The 18,827-nt window shown below is 43.6% G+C and carries 18 protein-coding genes; 3 read left to right on the forward strand and 15 right to left on the reverse strand.

Annotated features, from left to right (window positions below):
• Nucleotide 1: 1 nt before the first annotated feature.
• Genes B7990_RS05190 through B7990_RS05250 form a run of 14 tightly spaced genes read right to left on the reverse strand, consistent with a single transcriptional unit; the run spans nucleotide 2 to nucleotide 13,814 of the window.
• Nucleotides 2-1,084, reverse strand: coding sequence for a contractile injection system tape measure protein (locus B7990_RS05190; protein WP_088639974.1), 1,083 nt, complete (start codon nucleotides 1,082-1,084; stop codon nucleotides 2-4).
• On the reverse strand, nucleotides 1,081-2,409 hold the full coding sequence (locus tag B7990_RS05195) for a hypothetical protein (RefSeq protein WP_088639975.1): 1,329 nt from the start codon (nucleotides 2,407-2,409) through the stop codon (nucleotides 1,081-1,083). The genes B7990_RS05190 and B7990_RS05195 overlap by 4 nt, the downstream gene beginning before the upstream one ends.
• Nucleotides 2,406-3,233, reverse strand: a complete 828-nt coding sequence (locus B7990_RS05200) for a hypothetical protein (RefSeq protein WP_088639976.1) — start codon at nucleotides 3,231-3,233, stop codon at nucleotides 2,406-2,408. Before B7990_RS05200 ends, B7990_RS05195 begins: the two co-directional genes overlap by 4 nt.
• Nucleotides 3,234-6,374, reverse strand: coding sequence for a baseplate J/gp47 family protein (locus tag B7990_RS05205; protein WP_088639977.1), 3,141 nt, complete (start codon nucleotides 6,372-6,374; stop codon nucleotides 3,234-3,236). It lies immediately after the preceding gene.
• Between the two features lie 18 nt (nucleotides 6,375-6,392).
• Complete coding sequence (locus tag B7990_RS05210) at nucleotides 6,393-6,797, reverse strand: GPW/gp25 family protein (protein WP_088639978.1); 405 nt, start codon at nucleotides 6,795-6,797, stop codon at nucleotides 6,393-6,395.
• A gap of 1 nt (nucleotide 6,798) precedes the next feature.
• Nucleotides 6,799-7,101 carry a PAAR domain-containing protein gene (locus B7990_RS05215; RefSeq protein ID WP_088639979.1) on the reverse strand — a complete coding sequence of 101 codons (303 nt, stop codon included), beginning with the start codon at nucleotides 7,099-7,101 and terminating at the stop codon, nucleotides 6,799-6,801.
• 8 nt (nucleotides 7,102-7,109) lie between these two features.
• Entirely contained in the window at nucleotides 7,110-8,897 is a 1,788-nt protein-coding gene (gene vgrG, locus B7990_RS05220) for a type VI secretion system tip protein VgrG (protein ID WP_088639980.1), read from the reverse strand.
• A 7-nt stretch (nucleotides 8,898-8,904) separates the two neighbouring features.
• The gene (locus B7990_RS05225) at nucleotides 8,905-9,543 is read right to left on the reverse strand and encodes a peptidoglycan-binding protein (RefSeq protein WP_088639981.1); all 639 of its coding nucleotides are present in this window, start codon (nucleotides 9,541-9,543) and stop codon (nucleotides 8,905-8,907) included.
• A 1-nt stretch (nucleotide 9,544) separates the two neighbouring features.
• Complete coding sequence (locus tag B7990_RS14925; RefSeq protein ID WP_176407208.1) at nucleotides 9,545-9,700, reverse strand: hypothetical protein; 156 nt, start codon at nucleotides 9,698-9,700, stop codon at nucleotides 9,545-9,547.
• A 1-nt stretch (nucleotide 9,701) separates the two neighbouring features.
• On the reverse strand, nucleotides 9,702-10,184 hold the full coding sequence (locus B7990_RS05230) for a phage tail protein (protein ID WP_088639982.1): 483 nt from the start codon (nucleotides 10,182-10,184) through the stop codon (nucleotides 9,702-9,704).
• A gap of 13 nt (nucleotides 10,185-10,197) precedes the next feature.
• Nucleotides 10,198-10,650: a phage tail protein gene (locus tag B7990_RS05235; protein ID WP_088639983.1), complete on the reverse strand. Its 453-nt coding sequence runs from the start codon at nucleotides 10,648-10,650 to the stop codon at nucleotides 10,198-10,200.
• Between the two features lie 16 nt (nucleotides 10,651-10,666).
• Nucleotides 10,667-12,433: a phage tail sheath C-terminal domain-containing protein gene (locus B7990_RS05240; protein ID WP_088639984.1), complete on the reverse strand. Its 1,767-nt coding sequence runs from the start codon at nucleotides 12,431-12,433 to the stop codon at nucleotides 10,667-10,669.
• Between the two features lie 17 nt (nucleotides 12,434-12,450).
• The gene (locus B7990_RS05245; RefSeq protein ID WP_088639985.1) at nucleotides 12,451-13,236 is read right to left on the reverse strand and encodes a hypothetical protein; all 786 of its coding nucleotides are present in this window, start codon (nucleotides 13,234-13,236) and stop codon (nucleotides 12,451-12,453) included.
• Nucleotides 13,236-13,814 (reverse strand): DUF4255 domain-containing protein, encoded by a 579-nt coding sequence (locus B7990_RS05250; protein WP_088639986.1) that lies wholly within the window; start codon nucleotides 13,812-13,814, stop codon nucleotides 13,236-13,238. The genes B7990_RS05245 and B7990_RS05250 overlap by 1 nt, the downstream gene beginning before the upstream one ends.
• Before the next feature lie 493 nt (nucleotides 13,815-14,307).
• Between B7990_RS05250 and B7990_RS05255 the strand changes: the two genes are divergently transcribed.
• From B7990_RS05255 to B7990_RS14930, 3 genes are all read left to right on the forward strand, one after another.
• Complete coding sequence (locus tag B7990_RS05255) at nucleotides 14,308-15,645, forward strand: LuxR C-terminal-related transcriptional regulator (protein WP_088639987.1); 1,338 nt, start codon at nucleotides 14,308-14,310, stop codon at nucleotides 15,643-15,645.
• A gap of 203 nt (nucleotides 15,646-15,848) precedes the next feature.
• On the forward strand, nucleotides 15,849-16,187 hold the full coding sequence (locus B7990_RS05260) for a hypothetical protein (RefSeq protein WP_088639988.1): 339 nt from the start codon (nucleotides 15,849-15,851) through the stop codon (nucleotides 16,185-16,187).
• Nucleotides 16,188-16,342: 155 nt separating this feature from the next.
• The gene (locus tag B7990_RS14930) at nucleotides 16,343-17,350 is read left to right on the forward strand and encodes a hypothetical protein (RefSeq protein WP_176407210.1); all 1,008 of its coding nucleotides are present in this window, start codon (nucleotides 16,343-16,345) and stop codon (nucleotides 17,348-17,350) included.
• Between the two features lie 143 nt (nucleotides 17,351-17,493).
• Here B7990_RS14930 and B7990_RS05270 read toward each other — a convergent pair whose 3' ends face one another.
• A complete protein-coding gene (locus B7990_RS05270; RefSeq protein WP_088639989.1) occupies nucleotides 17,494-18,822 on the reverse strand; it encodes a TldD/PmbA family protein in 1,329 nt (442 codons plus the stop codon).
• Nucleotides 18,823-18,827: the final 5 nt, after the last annotated feature.

An 18,827-nucleotide genomic window follows, 5' to 3' on the forward strand; every position in this document is an offset into this window, starting at 1 on the left:
ATCATCTCCATTTCACATTCAGCATCTTCTTCATCCACGGGTGCTTTATCATGGAATAGCTCCACGGCAACTTATCAATCAAAATATCGTACGTCTTTTTCTCGACCGAGAGCACATCAGCCGCTCCCGTAGTTTCGATTATTCCCGGTCGTACAAAATACGAGCCGCGCAATCCATCGGGCGACATATTCCCTACCGCTTTCCAATTTGCAATTACCGCCTTGAGCAGGGAATCGACAAGTTCCTTCTCGCTATCCGAAAGGCCCGGGAGTTCATCGGCATAATACACAGGCGTCACAGGCAAGCCACAAAGTAAATTCATAACAGCCGCGTTTCCAGGAGGCTCCTTGTAATTGCCAAAAGCGGCGTACTTGAGAACTGCAAGCGATTTTTTCTGAGAAGCCTCCGAGATAAAAGCGCCTTTTTCGGTGCAACAAGTCCGTTCGAAAAGAGGCGGCAAATACGGAGAAATCAGAACCAGGCCAGAATCGGCAACCGCCTCCGCGTTCTTCAGAGGCGCTGGATGATCGCTCTTCTGCGGTTTACTAGAGTTTTTCATCTGCAAGATTTTCTGGTAAACCACACATGCAATTTGCTGCCAGTCCAGATGCGGAAATTCCGCCTGAATTTTCCTCAAGACCATTTCAGAGAAGCCAAGCGAATTAAACATTTCGCAATCATGTTCCGCTTTCCATTTCTCCAAGAAACTGTCTAGCGCCCTCTCGATATTGCTCGATTTTTCCATCGGTAAATATTGGCGATACACGTTCGCAAGCATGCTCGTGACAGGATCACTTTTGGCCTTAAACACAGCAGTATCAAGCTTTGATCGAAGAGAATCCCGTAATCCGCCCAGAATCCGTAAAAAGATGTCCCCTTCACCATCGAGTTTCAAATCAACTGACAAGGAATCCAGTTCCACATCGCCTTCAATGTGAATACCATCCAGAATTTCGTCAATACACTCAATGAACGGCCCGTTGGCAAATCCGTAAAGTTCGCTTTCCGATACAATCGGATGCGCCGGATTTTCAAATTCGATATTCAAGTTCATATCATGAATGACGTTCTGCGATGTACTCATAACCAGTCTCCATTCGAAGCTGTCAAGCCACGCTTAAACCACAGTTCCATTTCTGGCGATACTTTATAATTTTCAGGCTTCCCTTTCGTCCATTCAGAATACAGCTTTGCAAAGCCCTCTTCTTCGTCCAGCGTTTTCCAGAAAAAAATCGGGAGCAGATGCGCCGGGATTTCACTGCTGACAAATTTTTCTATTTCATCCCTAACATTCTTTTCCAATTTTTCCAGATCAGCAAAGAATACAACACGAACTCGGCCGGCACCTTCGATTCCGAACAAGCAATCGGTATAATAAATTTTTAAAGGATCTTCGTTATCGTGTAAAATACCGAGCATAAGTTCCACATGACGCCGCCAAGAAGACCCTACACGGTGGCACAGCAATTCCGGAAGTTCACGCAAATACTGTTTTTTACAACAAATCGAACGGTATTCAGAAACAAGCCCCAATTTAGGGAAACGAACACCATACATAGCAAGCATTTGATTAAACGGGCGTGAATTACATTGTTTACAATCCAAAGAATCCAGATCTATAGAAACATTTTCATCAATTGAATAAATATTTGGGAAATTTTCCAGTATTCTTAAAAATTTTCTCATTCCATCTTCAATCGGATAAAGATAGTCCATGAGCAATTGCGGATTGTTGCCTTCCCTATAAATAGCCGGGAACAGTTCTATTATCGGAGACAGATTGTTCCATTTATGATAATCGCCCTCTGGGAGATGTTCCCAATTCACTGCATTTTTATCATCAACCTTTGGCGAGAAACTTCCTTCCCAATTGATTTCTAGTTCGCAAACAAGATCCCCCATGCAGCGCCATTTTTTCCACAAGCTCCAAAAGCTTTCAACAACAGCGTTTTTTATAAGATCGTTTTTAGGTTCTGCAACACAAATTATTACTTTATACCAACTATTATAATCATCAATGTTAAAAATCACCTTTTCTGGATTTTTATACGAGCCATCTTCTTTTTTATAAACAATTTTTTTCTGAAAAAACAAAGAATAATCATCCTGGGTTACAGTGCATAAACTTTTAATACGAGACGCACAGTACAAGGCCTGATTTTCATAATTTATTTTTCCATCGGGTGAAACAAGATAATCTTCGATATCAAAACTTGACTTGTAACCAACCTCCGTCAGAGCAAATACAATCTGTTCCAGAATGGTAATGCCTGGATCATGGGCGTTATAGTCCGTCCAGATTTTTCCACTCAATTTTTGCACAATCTCTATAGCTTTCTGCCGTAGAGCCGCATAATCAAAAGGTCTTTCCTCTTGACGAGATATAGTTATAAGATTAGTTTCACTCATTTTGTAATCGATCCATTCATTTGCGTATCGTACCAGAGCTTAGTCAAGTGATAACGTACTTGAACCTTTTTTCCTTCCTTGAAATTACTGCGGACACGCAACTGGAGCGTGAACTCGAATTTATTTTTGCACTTATGCCAGCGGACATCGATCTTTGAGCCGCCACCTCCGCTGTATGAGCGTGTAATGTTCACTGACGGGTGCGAATTGAACACATTCACCGCAATGGCATGAGTCAGCGCAAAACGTCCATCGCCATCCAGCCCGCCGACACCTGCAACGACTTCAAAGCACTGGCATCCCGTCAAGACATCGGTCACATCATACCACTCTCCATCTGCAATGACTTTATACTTTTCATCTTCATAACCGACGCGGCCTCTAGATGCAATCATGCCGTTAACATCTAGCTCACCTTTAGGAGAATTACAGCCAATACCGACACTTACATTGGGCAAATCCATTGACGGGTTGTCCGAGCGTTTGCTCACAAGCGTCACGGCGTTCTTCACGGTATCCCGATTTAGCCGCATATTTACATTCAAGGAAGATTCTTTACTTTCCTTATTGTTTACAATATTGACAGACCAGTCATAATCCAACGTCTTCTGATCCTGGAATAAGCTGATTAGGCAACCGTTATCCCTACGCGACCGAAGTTCCATGCCGTTAGCTTCGGAAACGACAATGCCCTCGTCAATAGAATTCACTACAGAATCAATCAGGCAGTGAAAATCTTCTTCAGCCGGCATGTTCCCTGCACTAAAGCGCTTTTTCAGTTGTTCGCGACTTTCTTTATCGAGTGTATTTTTTTCTTCAGGCATTTATTTTTTCCTTATGATAAAGGTTTGACCTATTTCAAGCGCCCCATAGCCATTATTGACAGGATTCTCTATTTTCTTTTTTACCTCAATAAAATGCTTTCGCATCGGAACAGGGACGCTACACGGAAACGATCCGGAAACAACACTATCATCCATTTCTTCGTCAACATTTACATCAAATTTACGGTCATCAACCGATTTAATTTTCATCAAGGTAAATTTTCCACGGTCCACTTGTTTTACATAATCCAGGCTTTCGATAAACGCTATGAGTTTCTCTTTCTGAATCGACCAGCCGAAATGCTTGACAATCCCGCCAACTTTAGACTTGTCAACTTCATTTACGTAAAGATACCACGGCGAAAGAAAACGGCTTATCTTTTCGTTCAAGTCCAAAATGGCCTCGCCTTCATTCTCAAGCGAACGAAGCACGATATTGCAACGGACTTGCAATTTGTCGAAAAACGGATTGCGGACTTGGACCTTTGAAATCCCAGGGCAGTTTTTTTGCACAAATTCCCTTATTTTGTACAAAAGGTTTCCACGGACACAAGGGTCCCACTGAAAACTTCCATCATTATACAACGGCGATATCGGGATCAGCAACAAGCTTCTCGGGCAACAAGTATCTATAGATCCATTCTCTTCGCTTACCTGCGTATGCGGGAAACATTTTACCTTGAGCAATTCTGGGAAATTTTGCAGAACCATGCGTTCATAATCTTCTGCACAGACGCACCGATTCTTGTTGTACAAGGATTCAGCCACGCGGGTTCGCATTTCGGAATCCGTTTCACAGCGCTTTCCGCCAAAGGATTCTTCAAACTGGTAAACATTCGAAAAACCTTCAACGCTCGTCGTAAGTTCCTTAATCGTTTGCGGCTTGCAGTGTTCTAATTCAGAGTCATCTTCAAAGCCCGAAACACGCTTGACCTCGAGCGACTGCGTGAACACGGTCAACAATCTTGAGCATTCCCTCCAGTTTTCTTCGCAAGGTTCAATCCGAATCCAGTAATAGCCTTTCGGCATCAAGCAGGAATCATTCACCATATCGTTTGGCAAATTCAGCGTCACGATTCCAGAAGACGTGAAATTCGTCGTAGAATCGGCCAGACGATTTTCATCTGGAACAGGAGTCCATCCTAAAGGACCGAGATACGACCATTTGCATTTTTCATTTCCGCTGCTGCGCATAGCCGAATCACGATTCAGCAAGAAATAGAAATTCGCTTTTTTCGGTTTGCCCTTAAAGAGAATCCCTAAGTAAAGGATTCCACTTTCAAGAATGAACTTTTCCTTTTCGCTGAAACCAAACGGATGCACAAAAAAGATTCCGCTATCCTTATGTCCGTCATTCAACTCAGGCAAGATCTTTGTTTGCGCCGTATAATCGACATAAAGATCTTCAATACTTGGTGTATAAGGCTGATTTGGCAGTTTTATCTTTTTCTTATTATCCTTATCCTCTTTAACCTTGCTCAAATAGGAATTGCATATAACTTCTGATACTTCTCCATGCAAAAAAGCCTTGTCAGGAGCCACAAGCTTCATCTTGAAAAAGCCATCCTTCATTGATGGCGTATACATGAAATATTCTTCATCTGGAATATTTACACTTGTATTCAAGCAAACAACGCTCTTGAACGAGATATCGAAATCGGGCAGAATTTCTTCGTCCTTACGTTCATAGCCTTCATTTTTAACAGTCTTAAAAAGATTGCAGAGAACCTCTTTTTTTTCAGAAGGAACCCATGAACCGTTGTAAAGTCCGCTCAAGGCCACCATAAAATCAGATGTATGCGGAGGATTTTCATATTGACTATACCATTCTGAAAAATCCTTGCACTTCGGAAGGCCGCACCATTTTCCATGAACCGTAAATGAATCGAGATCCTTTCCGCAAGTTTCCTTGCAGCCCAAAATGAACGAATGACCAAGAGCAGGAACAGGGCCAAAAGGCTGCACCGGCAAATCCATCGAAACAGGGCCAAACTCATTAGAGGCGACAATATCGCGGCATTTGGACACATTCACAGCGATGTTGACCGATTGCAATTTCATTTGCCTATAAGCATACCAAAGACCTTGCGACCTATGCGGATTCATCAAAAGTCTAAGCATCGGGTGCTTGAACCGAAACTCGCCACCGTGAATTTCTGGATTGTAGTTGACGATCGGAGGCTCGGAATCGTTGAGCGTGAATTCAAGAGACATCTGATTGTTGGCGTACCCGTTCATCCCGTTGCCAATGACAATCCTGTAGTTCTTGACATCAAGCCAGCCCTCGCTCGTCGTGAGGGAAACTCGAAACGCGCTTGAAAGCACTGCCAAAAACTCTTTTGGCGCACCAGATATTCCATCAAAGACCGTATTCTTTATAGAATTTGGCACATACGTAAAATCGACTTTCACATTCCTTTCACCACTGGACATGTAGAAAATTCGATCTGAAATACATATACCAAGCCTTGAGAACTTGGTTCCTTCGAGAACATCATTCGATCGGGTCAGTCCAAACAGTGGATAAGGCACCATTTTCTGTTCAACCGCCTGACTTACCTTATAAACAGGAAGCTCCGTCTGCACAATCGGATAATCCGCAACATTCGAAAGCGTGAGAATTTTTGCAACCTTTACATCATTGAGGTTTGCATCGCTAATAGACTCAAATTCAATATCTTCGCCTTTGCTGTTCACACCCGCACTAAAGCGCGTCCCTTTCGGAAGCACACACGAAACATTCTCGTTTTCGATATCAAACGTGACAAAAGCATGATCCCCATCAGCTTCTCGTCTATCTTGTCCGAGAACCTTCCTGTAATAAAAATCAATGCGTTTATCGGGAAACTCGTTAATTTTATCACGAACATTTCCAAAGAGATTTGCACTCGCAGCATACAAGGCAACCGCAGGATCCGTCTTGCCATCAGCGTCAATGACACCGTCTATCATCAAGGCGATATCCTTAGCATCGGCCTTTTCAAAAAAATCAGGAAGTCCTTTATCCTTTGATTTCTTAAGCAGTTCTTCTAAAATATTTTGCGTTTTACGGCTATCTACAACAAAATAATTCTTCTTAAGTTCATAGAACTCGCGAGTACGATTACTTAAGCCATCTTTTATTCTATAAGCTGCAGTCATATTCAAATTCTTCAACTTTTAAATGCTTGCATCCGTCGCTTCATTCAGATAGAACGGGAACACCAAATTCATTCGGCTATTCGTCGAACGAACAACATAGACAACTTCGACTTTCAGGACCTCTTTCTTTTCACTCTCCATCACATTCACATTTTCAACATCAACACGGGGTTCATTCATCAGGATTGCGCGACGAACTTCGGACTGTATAAGCGTAATCAACCGTAGCGAATACGATTCAAAGCAATAGTCCCTCAAGCGGCAGCCAAAATCCGGGCGCATCGTACGTTCCCCAGGATACGTCATCAGGAGAATACGAAGGCTTTCATGAATATCCTCTTCGAACTCCGACATTTTCGTTCCTGTATCCAGAAACATTACCGGGAACGACCAGCCGCGACCTAAAAAAGATATATCCCGCATTTCAGCCCCCAATCATCACCGTGGGGCAGCCCACTACAATAACGCCGCCATGCGCCGTACTGTCGCCCATTCTTGCAGCAGGCTTTCCGCAAATCAGGACCGTCGCAGAGCCTTTTATGATCGAATCAGGAGGGCCAACGCAAACGCAGGAATCGCCCATTACAGCAGCAGGCATCCCGCCAATCAAAACCGTTGGCGCACCAGGCCCTACGACAGGCCCTCCCACATGCGGCACAGGCGATGGGAATGCAGGGGTCTGCATGGGACATGTATGCATATCTGTAAGTCTAGCAGCGCACGCCATAAAAGCTCCTAATTGATCATCACCATAGCACCTTTAATAACGGTCTGGCCAGAAGCCGAAACTTCGGCCTTGGCACTACCCTTTCCCGTAAAGCCAATTTTTCCATTGAACTCCACGTTCAACCCTTCCCCTTTAAGGTCGCCTTTAGAAGAAAGCTCGATCCCTCCGACAGCCGAGACTTTAAACTTCCCCTTCGTATCGAAAGATATATCTTTATTCGACGATACCTTAATACCGCTATCAGACATTTCGATCTTATTGCCCGAAGAATCCTCGACTAGAATCTTTTTTCCATCATCATCAAGTATAAATTTGCGATTACCGGGCGTTGCAATCGTAATCGACTTTTTTTCTTCGTTGAATTCGAGATTCAGCTTTTCACGCGTGAGAATCTGCTTGACATTGTTCTTTTGTTCCAAAGCATGCGGAGGAGCAAGCTTGGAACTGTAAAGGCTCCCGAGAATTACAGGACTCGAAGGGTCACCGCCAAAAAAGCCAAGAACCACCTCGTCACCCACTTCCGGATAGAACAAGCACCCAACCTTGTTCGATGCATAAATGCCCCCAAGGCGGGCCCACACATCCTGTTTTTCATTTTCCATTAGCGGGATATTCACCTTGACGCGGTTCAGCTTTTCAGGATCGTCATGTATTTGCAATACGACACCCGTCAATAACCCATGTACACCGCAGTTAAGCCCAGACGCAATGGGCGCCGAGGTCTCGAACTTTTCGTAGAACCATTCTTTAGGCATGCCAAACGAAAATTCCGTGGTCCAGATTCCATTGCGGACATTATGGTGGATTCCAGAAACAAGCGCTCCGCCTTTAAAACGGTTTCCGACATTCTTGAGATTCACCAATTTTCCGAGATTCGCCTTTGTCGTCCCGACGCACACCACAGAACCGCAAATACGCGAAAGCTCATTTTTCAGCTGCTCCGATTCCGCCCAGGAATTTAGCGCACTCTTGGAAATCTGGGTGCTGGTCTGAAGCGTATTCGCAGAGACCTTCAGGACATCGGCAAGCTTGTTTCCCGTAAAGCTGTTTTGGCCCCCCAGAGTTTTGCTTGTGGACTTTCCAGAAACGACCTGCTGGGATGTTACATCCCAAGATTTGGCCGTGACATTCTTGACCATGAACAAGGCATTTGCCTCCGCCTTAAATTCAAGAATATCCGTTCCCCAAATGAGGTCAACATCAGCATCCCCCTTAGAGTTGATTTTTTCTATGGACAATCCACTGTCATCAGCCAGGAGCCAGCAGCCATTCGCCTCTGCACGAGTCATCATAAAATCCCAGTCCGTACAGTAATACTGCAACATTTCTTTATGCACTTCGCTGCCCATGCTAGACTTTATCGAGACCCCATAATTGCCTGTCAGTTTTTTTACGATATCGTCATCGGATTTATCCAAAAAATTCGCATTTTTACGTGCACACGTCATGGCAATCGCCTTATGGCGGCATTCGATTTTCACGCAACAGCGGCCACTTTTATCAATCGATATTCCATGGCGCAAAACGATCCCCTTGAAAATCGGAGTCGATTTCGTTTCATATCCAGCCTTAATTGTCACTTCGGAACCAGGAGCAAGCTCCTCGCCATCACTTAAAGGAAACGAGCCATTGCTCATTTCACCGTCTTCTATGACAATAACAGCTTTCGGAATGGAATTGATTCCATAGTAGACGTCAACGGAAACAATCGGAAGGATCGAAGACAACGCCTTGCCACCCGATTCAACCACGCATTCAACAGGACCTTCTGCACTAAGAATTGGCGAATTACTCATGAAAACCTCAATCAACCAACGGAGGGAACACCAAACGCGTTCCAGGGACCAGGCGGCAAAAATCAGAAAGATTATTTACTCGGGCCACCTGCATATAATAAGAAGGATCGTTGTAGACCTTGTTGCAAAGATTCGGCAAAGTATCTCCGGCCCTGACTTCAATGACATGCGTCAAATCAGGAGAACTCTTGTTTGATTCAGCCTCAAGATCTTTAAAGGTCTTGAACAAGGCAAAACTCAAGTTCACTTCAGCTCGAATCGGATGGCCATCCTTATCGAACAAAGCAAACTTGGTCTCCATTGAAAGAAGACGGCCCTGAACTTTTAAATCACCCCACAAGATATCGACGACAGAAGGCTCATGATTTTTTCCATTGTAATCGTAGACAATGCTTTTCAGCTTTTTTATCATTTCATCAATGGACCCATTGAACGGCCATTTTTCAACAGGAATCGAACCGGTTGTATCTAAGAATATTTTAGGGATCGTAAGAACAGAGGCTTCGTACCGGTCAAACTTTTTGCTTCGCGGTTCGTTATAATCGGAATACTTTATAGCATCCTTAATGCTATAATCCTGCGGATTAACCATAACCGAAAAACTTTTGTTATTAGCCGATAATGTAAGCATTCCGTCTGCAGCCATCTTAGCGTTCCTTCTTACTTTCTACAAATTCATTCACATAATCACGACATTCTTCCAGGATTTCAGCACGCATTTTTTCAAGAGTCCTCTGCATATCATCAGAAGAAATTCCCGCTACATGGACATTTATCGTCAAATTCTTTATATCCAAAGACATGTTACAAATCCAGCAATTTAAACGAATAATATTTCAGCGTTATCGTTTCGAGAGCGATTTCGTTTTTCATGGCATCAAATTTTCCGAGAGTCCACTTTACAGGATAAGCATGCTTAAATGCCCACGACACCAAAGGTTCTTCCGATTCACTCAGCAAAGAAACAATGACGTCCTTAGGCTTGATGCTTTCTTTAGACAGGGGTTCTGCTAGAATGTCTTTACACCAGTTAAAGAAAGCATCGCCTTTTTTTACAAAACCGCGCTTTAAGACCAAATCGGTAAACTTGCGCGATTTCGGGACGTAAAAGCAGTTGTAATTGTCGCCCCCAGACTGAACCGGTTCAATTTCCAAAGAACATTCAATTCCGCTCACTTCACAGAAGGAGACTTGTGCATCGCCCACAGTCACCCTAAAATGAAACGCAGCAGGAATATCCCATTCTTCGAGTTTATTCAATTGAGAGGATTCACCTTCAGGGGGCATACGCAATTACCTTCTACTTATTTTCAACTTCAAAGCCTTCGTGAACAATTTCAATGCTTTCGATAGCAACTTCGTTGCCTTCGGCCTTGAGATCTGTTCCCGTTACTTTGGTGGGCCATGCATTCTTGAGCTTCCAGGTCACGGTCGGCGTATCGGATTCGTCCAGAAGGCTTATCGTAACGTCGGTACGTTCGATGGTATTCATCTTGATTTTCTTGAACCATTCCCAGAGCTTGTTATTGCCCTTGAAAATGCCCTTCTTCATTGTCACATTGCCGAACTTGATCAGTCCAGGCATCTTGACCACCGAGTAAACCTTGCTATCGCCAGCGCGATACTTGATTTCTTCAGATTGTGCGTCAAGACCAGAAACCTCCTGGAAGGACATCGTATCTTTACCCCACATTACCTGAAAGTGGAATTTTGGCATAGGCCAAATATCAGGACTTTGGTTTTCACCAGCCATATTATATTACCTCCAATTAAGATTTCTGTTGAAGTTGTTGGAACGTGAGTTCAATAAATTCCGCCGGACGGATCAAGGCGACCTTGACAGTGATTCTCAAATAGCCTTCGAGAATATCATCGGCTGTCATGGTATCGCCAAGCCCCACATGCACTTCATATGCATCTTCCGGAGTCTGGCCAGCAAGGCCGCCACGTCTCCAGATGCCGTTGAGGAAGTTGTCGATCATATTTTTCATAGTAAGCCACGTTGTAGCCGTGTTGTTTTCAAACACGTAAGCCTTACAAGCCTGCTTGATCGATTCTTCGAGCATGATAATCGTGCGGCGCACATTGATGTAACGCCAGTCAAGGCTATTGCCATTCAGCGTACGAGCGCCCCAGACCTTGATGCCGTCGCCAATAAAGTAGCGGATGGCATTTACAGCCTTGCCGTTCAGAGGGACATTCAAGTCCTCCTGTTCTTCGTTGGTCATGTTCACTGCAGTCGATACAACGCCATTAATGCTAACATTTGCCGGAGCTTTCCAGACGCCATTGCTGTTATCGACACGGGCGTAGACACCAGCCATTGCCGCAGAAGGAGCCATCAAGTTGAGTTCATCAAGCATCTGAGACACCATTTCGACATACGCCGGGCAAACAGCCATGAGCTGATTATGCAAATCCGTCGGATCATCATTCGTCATGTCGAAACTGCTCAAGCGCTGGAAAATCTTGATGAGATCTTTGTTTTTTTGTAAATAACTACAAAGATTGTTTAATTGCGCCTTTATTTTTTCCTTATTTTTTACATCATCAGGATCATCCGGTTTAGCTTCAGGAACAACTACATTATCCAAAGTCTTTTTAACAGCATCAAAATCTTTTTCAATATTTATCGGGAACAAATCTGCTGGAAAATTTTCTAGCTTCGCAGCAACCAGCTCTTTGTAATCATCATCGGTCAAATCCGGCAAAACAGAAATTTTCAAATCATCCGCTAACTGTTTGTATGGAGTTCCCGTAACCTGACCATTATCATCTTTTTCAGGTTCAATGATTGCAAACGAGACCTCATTGGAAGAAACGACATTCGTTTTAACCCACGGGTAATAAGATGCGCCGTAGTTGAGATACATCGTTCCAACTTTTTCGCGGAAATCAGCGACGCAATCTTTTTCAAGATTTCTTTCGGTAAAGCCCTCAAAAACATCCAGAATCGTAAAGCGATTCTGCATTTTATTGCAATGTGCGAGCAATGCCGTATGCACATTTGCGCATAGACCAGCATCAGCGAGCGAAACCGCATCAGGAATAATCATCAAAGTCGGTTCCTGTTCCTTTTCGAACGGAGTAATGCCTTTGCACAACACTTCCTGATCAATTTCATTATTCTCAATTACTGTTATTTTTTTTGTACTGTCGCCCGGATCCGGTTTTTCTTTTTCAACCGTATAGCCGCCCACAGAGCAGATATAGCAGGTTGTGCCACCGTTCTGGAAGAAGATCCGCATGGAATCGTAAAGGCGGAATGCCGGCTTCGCACTAAGGACAGCCTTGGCGTCATTGCTATTGTCTTTTTTATAAGTATATCTTACAGATGGCGCACCGCCGAAGATGCTCAGATATTCGGCAAAGGACGTAATACGCACCGGCTTGTTGATCAAGCTGTTTTTGTTGTATTCCGTCTTTTCGGTATAGCCGATAAAGGCTGGGACCGCCGTAGCGACTTCTACGACCGATCCCGGGAAAGCGTCCTTCTCGACGAGATAGACGCCAGGGGTTTTGTATGCTGTTGGCATTTATGATTCTCCTATTTTTATGGATTAACAAAACATTCTGCGACAAAAATCGAGCCACCGTCCTGACCTGTTTTTGTTTTGGCAATAGACTTTGCATTTGCATTCGGAAGGCATTTCATCAAAACCTTCGACGTCGCTGAGTCAAGCAGCTGAAACCGTGGAGGCGCCCCACTTACAATCGGAATTTCGCGTTGAGATACGTAAAGCGAAAACCGCGATGATCTTTCAATACACTCAAACCGCACCGGGTCATCAGTCTTCAACGAATCATTTATGAGCAAATTTTTATTCGCATACGCGCCAGAAACGCAATAGCACCACCTCAATTTTTTCGTCGGTATCTTTACAGTACATGTAAGATATTTTTCATGATTTATATATTCCGGTTCCAAAACAACTTCAAGCAAAAAAAGCACACCAAATATCTGTTGCAATTCAGGCAAAGTGCTTTTTTTACGCCCCTTGACACACACACCATTTGAGCATGACACATTCGCAACCGGGAGTTCATCATGAGCAACATTATCAAATCTCGTCACATTCCAGACCTCCGAAATAGAAGCCCTGACGAAAAAGGAAAGCGTCATTTTTTTTGAAATAACGTTTTGATGAGGTTTGCAAAAAGCAAAAATTCGGACTTTCCCATCGTAAATACGGCAGAGAAGCCCTTCCCTTCTCATTATTTCCGCAGTTTCAGAGGACGGGGTTACATTAAAACCACAACAACTCCCGTTGTAGTACTCATGGCATAAAGATACATCGACGATTCTTTCGTATCCTTCACGTTTATCTTTTTGATCCATTATATCAACCCCAACTCTGAATTTTCTGGCAACCGAATGACATACGGCTGGTAATACGAATAGTTTCCACCAAGAGCAACTGTTTTTAGGCGATAAACAACAGAAGGAACATATTTTGCACCAACCATTCCCCACAAATTGTTCAACTCTTGCATATTCAAGTTTTCCATGTCAATTGCAATTTTTTCCAAGCCCTCAGGCAAGTCTGGCGAATTCGAGCGGTCGAAAAAAGAATGATCCATGAAAAAACCAACCGTTTTCGACAAATAACGCAACGAATCCAAATAATTTCGGCCTTTAAAATTTGCTGCAATAACAAAATACAGGTTTAAAAAGACCATTTTTGGCGGAACAACAGCTCGATCGCCAGACACTTCTGGAACAGAATGATTCTGCATCATACTATCCCGCTCCATATTCACAAGAAAGATGTTCAACTTATTTACTGCGTCTTCATATTCTTTACCATCATTTTCAAGCATTTTCGAAACAACAACAAGATCTTCACGGACAGACATTTCCTGACGCAAATGAAGATTTAACCTCATAGCCAAATACTGTAAAGAAGCTCCTATCATATTCTATACAAGTACCAACATTTATATTTTATATATATACATTTATATGCATTTTTTCATTTAAATTCATTCACCTTAAGTCGCAATATAACATTCTGTCAAGCTTTTTGTAAATTGTAAAATTTATTTTTCTGTAGTTCATTTGTTTTCATAAACAAAAGTTTGTATAAGCGCAAGTCAACAGATTTCCAGGCGCTTAAACTCATAAAAAATGTCAACATTTTACAATAATTTTACGAGTAAAAATCGAAAAATTGTTATGCGTACGCAAAGATCTGCATTATACAAGCAGCGTTATAGGTAATCCATATAATACGCACAAAAGCAAAAAGACCTTTCGTGAACAAACAAAGCTCCACAAAGACGTCAAGCCATCCCAAAAGCCCGTTTTTAGCGCAAAAAACGGCAAAAAGACGACTTTTGTAACAAAATTAACAGATTATTTTACAATAATACTATGTGATTAGGACCAATTTTATATTAAATTAAGCCCATGTTTGAGCAAAATACAAGGCAAGAGCTGACCTCTCGCCAGAAAGAAATATTGTCTCTTTTACGCAAGGGACTCACAAATACAGAAATATGCAAGACCTTAGGCATTTCAGCGAACACCGTTAAAGTGCATCTTGCAAATATTTACAAAATTCTCGAAGTTACAAACAGGACCGAAGCTGTTTCTACGCAGAACGAGTCCGCCATAAAATTCGACGATTTAAAAAAAGATTTAATCATCGTTTTCAACAAAGAAAACGATTTTGCAGCGACGCCAAAGGCGCAAGAACTTTACCTGTCCGTCGTCGAGTCGTTCCATCAGTACCACATATTCCGTATCATTGATTTTCCAGAAAAAGATCTTGTGCCGGGATTTGTCATTAGCGTTTCTGCAACACACGACAACGAAGAAGTTCTATTCATTTCCATCAGGCAAGGCAACTCTCGAGAACTGCTCTGGACAACATCAATCAAAGTCAACAGCGACGACATTCTGCTGTTAGCACAAAAGACTTCAATGCTTTTGTTCAGAAGCCTGGTACTTGCAACCGCTAAAATGAAGTATACCTCCTCCAGTTCCGTCCCCTATTGGTGGTATGCTTCAATGTACTGCAATGTCAAGCTAGAAAACCGTAGCAAAGAATCATTCGATATCAGCAAGAAAATGCTCACACCTCTTGCTACAGGCAGTGAATACAATGAACAGGCCACCTACATGTTGTCGATGGCTTATTACATAGCCTTTCTTGAAAACTGGGGCGACAGGCAAACGAACAGCCTCGCACTGGGAGAGCTTGCGCGCAAAGCGATGTACAATGCGCCGTATTCGGTCTATTCAAAAGTCATCATGGCCTTCTACAACACGACCATCGGCAACAAGGCAGAGGCAATTTCCTACCTCCAGCAGACCATTGAAGAAACCCCTCTTTTCATTACGGCTCGCATATACCTCATACAAATTTATCTGCTCACTGGAGAAGAGGAAAGAGCGCTCAAGCTCATCGACGAATGCGAGCGTCTAATTCCAGAGACTGCAAACAAGGCTTCAGTCACCCATGCAAGGTCATTGATTCTTTTTTTACAAGGTCGTTACAGCGAGTGCAAGAATATAGCCAAACAAGTTTTACTTTATACACCCAACGCAATGGCAGTCCGCCTTATCATGATTGCATGCTGCTATAAAATGGGGCAAAAATCAGAATGCGAAGCCCAAATCAAAAAACTATACGAAAACCATCCGTCTTTTAATCAAAACGACATAGAACAGCTTTTAACCGGTGTCACCCCGCAAAAGAAAGCCTTTATTATGGAATCACTACAAGAGATCTTCAAAAAATAATACTAAAATAATACATAAAATAATCCCATATAATTCCAAGGATAAACGCTCCGTAACCATACAAATTAGTACATACAAACGCCAAATCAGGTTATTGCGAAATAATACCATTTGATTCTACCTTTAGGTCAGTTCTTAAGAACAACGAATCAATCAGTTCTTAAGACATGCTCAAACAACCAAAAAAACAGGAGAAAAATCAAATGGATAGCATCCGCTACTTCAAACTTCACAATTCGGCAGCATTCGTAGTACGCATCGGAGTCGAAGTCACAGACAACGACGGCAAGATTTACGAAGTTGAAAAAGATGGTTACGACGATATCTGTGCCGGCGCCGAAAGAACATTCGATTTGAAGAACGACCCGAACAGAACCATTGCCCCGGGCTATAAAGTACGTTTGAAAGCCATTGTTGTTGGTGGATCAGATAAACTTGCTGAGGAATCTTTCATTTACGACCCGAATTCTTCTAAGACGGCTCGTTACAAGATTACCGGTTCCCTCTTTGGCAAGACCCTCCATTTCGAAGACTGCAACTAATTTTTAAACAAATTAGTAAAGCAAAAGGTGAAGACCCATTTGAGGTTTTCACCTTTTTAATACTCAATATAATCCAAACGGGTTATTGCGAAACAGCTATTATACATTTATTTTTGATTCTGCAATTAACAAAAAACTTTATACAGGAATAAAACATGAATACGCAAAATGCGCCCCAAAACGAAGAAGAAAAAGAAATCGAACTCAAGGACTTGAAACCAGGTGACATTCTCATTTTTGATGGAGAAACAGACGACCTCATTTCCCGCCTCATCATGGCATTTACCAATTCCAGAGTTACCCACGGCGCAATATTCATGCAAAACGGCGAGAACGCGGCATTAGCAGACGCTGGGCAAGACGGCATCAACATGCATCTTGTTACAAGTACTCCAAACGCCCGCGGCGTACACGTTCGCCGAATCACCAAAAAAGGCGGTTTCGGAGACGATTTCGACAAGATCGTGGCACCAGTCACTGATATCGCATACGACTACGTCAAGCAGGGACTCGTTTATCCTTACTCGAATCTGGTTTTGCTTGCCATGATCCTCATTTACAAGGACGTTTCTCACGTAAGCCTCAAGCAAGCTGCAATTATCAAGTTGTTAAAGCTTGCAGCCGCCGAACTGAAGACATTGATCGATGAAAAATACCACGATGGCAAACACACGATGGTTTGCTCTTCATACGTGTACCAGTGCTATCTGGATGCATCCAAGAACAATCCTGATTTGAAGATCGATATTAAAAACGGCGACGTTGACGCCAATCTCAGAGCCGGTAAGCGCACGGCAACGCTTTTGGATCTTTACGCCGAACACGCTGCAGAATACAACTTCAACAAGACTTTCACCGCAGAAAACGACGAACCGGTAACGGAATCCGCCCAAGAAGTTTTGGAAGATCTCGTTGACGAGAAAAACGAAGATCACGTTTACCTGTTGAAGAGTAACTTCTTGAGCAATGCCATCGAAGATTTCTTGAAATCGCTCTTGAAGGCAAGCGGCATTGTCGTTGACAGCATCAAGGATTTGATTGAAAACGCCAAGAAACAGCAGGCCATGTTCGTCACACCGCACGACTTGTATTGCCACACGACAAATACGGTTTCAGTCGGTAAAGTTCCTCTTGACCGACACAGCGAAAAATACAACCCGTAATAGTATAAAAAAAAACGCCTCAAACATAGTGCTGCAAGAGCTTGAAAAGGATCCACCTCCCCAAGGAAAGTTCTTGCAGCATTTTTTATACAGAAAAAAGCGGGACAAAGCCCGCCGAAATGTAACTTGCTGAAAGCAGAGCGTTAGGCGCTCACGCTTAATTCGCTCACGGCAAGTGCAGGCACTTTGTAGCTTGCAAACGGATCACGGTATTCATTACCAACCGCCACGATGTTCTTGATAATATCGAAGAAGTTCCCGCTGAGCGTGACGCCATCGACCGGATGTTTAATAGCCCCGTCCTCGCACCAGAAACCGTGTGCCCCGATGCTGAGTTCTCCGCTCACGGAATTGCAGCCGGAATTGCCTTCCAGGCGCACCACGAGCAAACACTTCGGGAAGAGCTTCAGAAGTTCCATCGTCGTCATGTTTCCTGGCGGCACGAGCATGTTGTAGAAGCTCGTAGACATCTTGCTGCCAAAGCTGCGAGCGCCATTGCCGGTTGTTTCACGGCCCGCCTTGGCGGCCGTTTCGAGATTATAAAGCGCCGAATTGAAAACGCCGTTTTCGACGACCTTCACGCGTTTGGTGAGGCAACCTTCGGAATCGAAATAGAACTTGTGCTCAAACATTTCGCCGGTCGGATCGTTCCAAAGCGAGAACACATCGCTTGCGACTTTTTCGCCTTCCTTGCCGTCCAAACGGGATTGTCCCTTTTGCATGGTTTCAGCGAAAAACGGTTGGTTGTACATGCCGAGGAAACGCGCCGAGATGCGTTCCGAAAGGATTACCGGAATCTTGCCGCCTTCAATTTTCTTGGCGCCAAAAAGTTCCGTAGCGTATTCGGCGGTCTTGCTTGCAATTTCATCGATCGAAAATTCGTTCCAGTCGCGGCCATTCTTGACAAAGTTGCCAAGCTTCTTGATGCCACCCCGGCTTGCGACAGCACCTGCACCCGCAGAAGCGCAATTCGAACGAGCCTCGTAGAAAAGCCCCGTGTTGTTTGCGACAACAGAATAATCACGTTCGATATCGCCACCGAGGTACGGGATGTTCTCGATTTCCTTGGACTTTGCAAAAGTTGCCTTTTCAAGTTCGATGCAGAAATCCTTCATCGTTGCAAGGTCTAGCGATTCCAGCGCCGGATTGTAATTCGGTTCGTCCTTCGGGAGTTCCACCGCCTTGGGGAGCGTAATATCGATTTTTTCGGTCCACTGCGTGTGGCAAAGAGCGTCCTTGAGCGTCTGTCGTAAAGCTTCATCCGTCAAGCGTTCCGTATGCGCGTAACCCGGACGACCATCCTTAATGACGCGGACCCCGAGACCTACGGAATCCGAGATTTCGGTATTCTGCACTTGCCCCTGAAAGACAGACAAACCTTCGGAATGGGTGTTAGAAGCGATAACATCGAACTGTTCGGCTTCGCCCTTGGCGAGGTCGCACATGAAAGAAACGGCATCTTTAATATTCATATCGC

This window comes from Fibrobacter sp. UWB4 (genome assembly GCF_002210345.1).
Lineage (GTDB): Bacteria > Fibrobacterota > Fibrobacteria > Fibrobacterales > Fibrobacteraceae > Fibrobacter.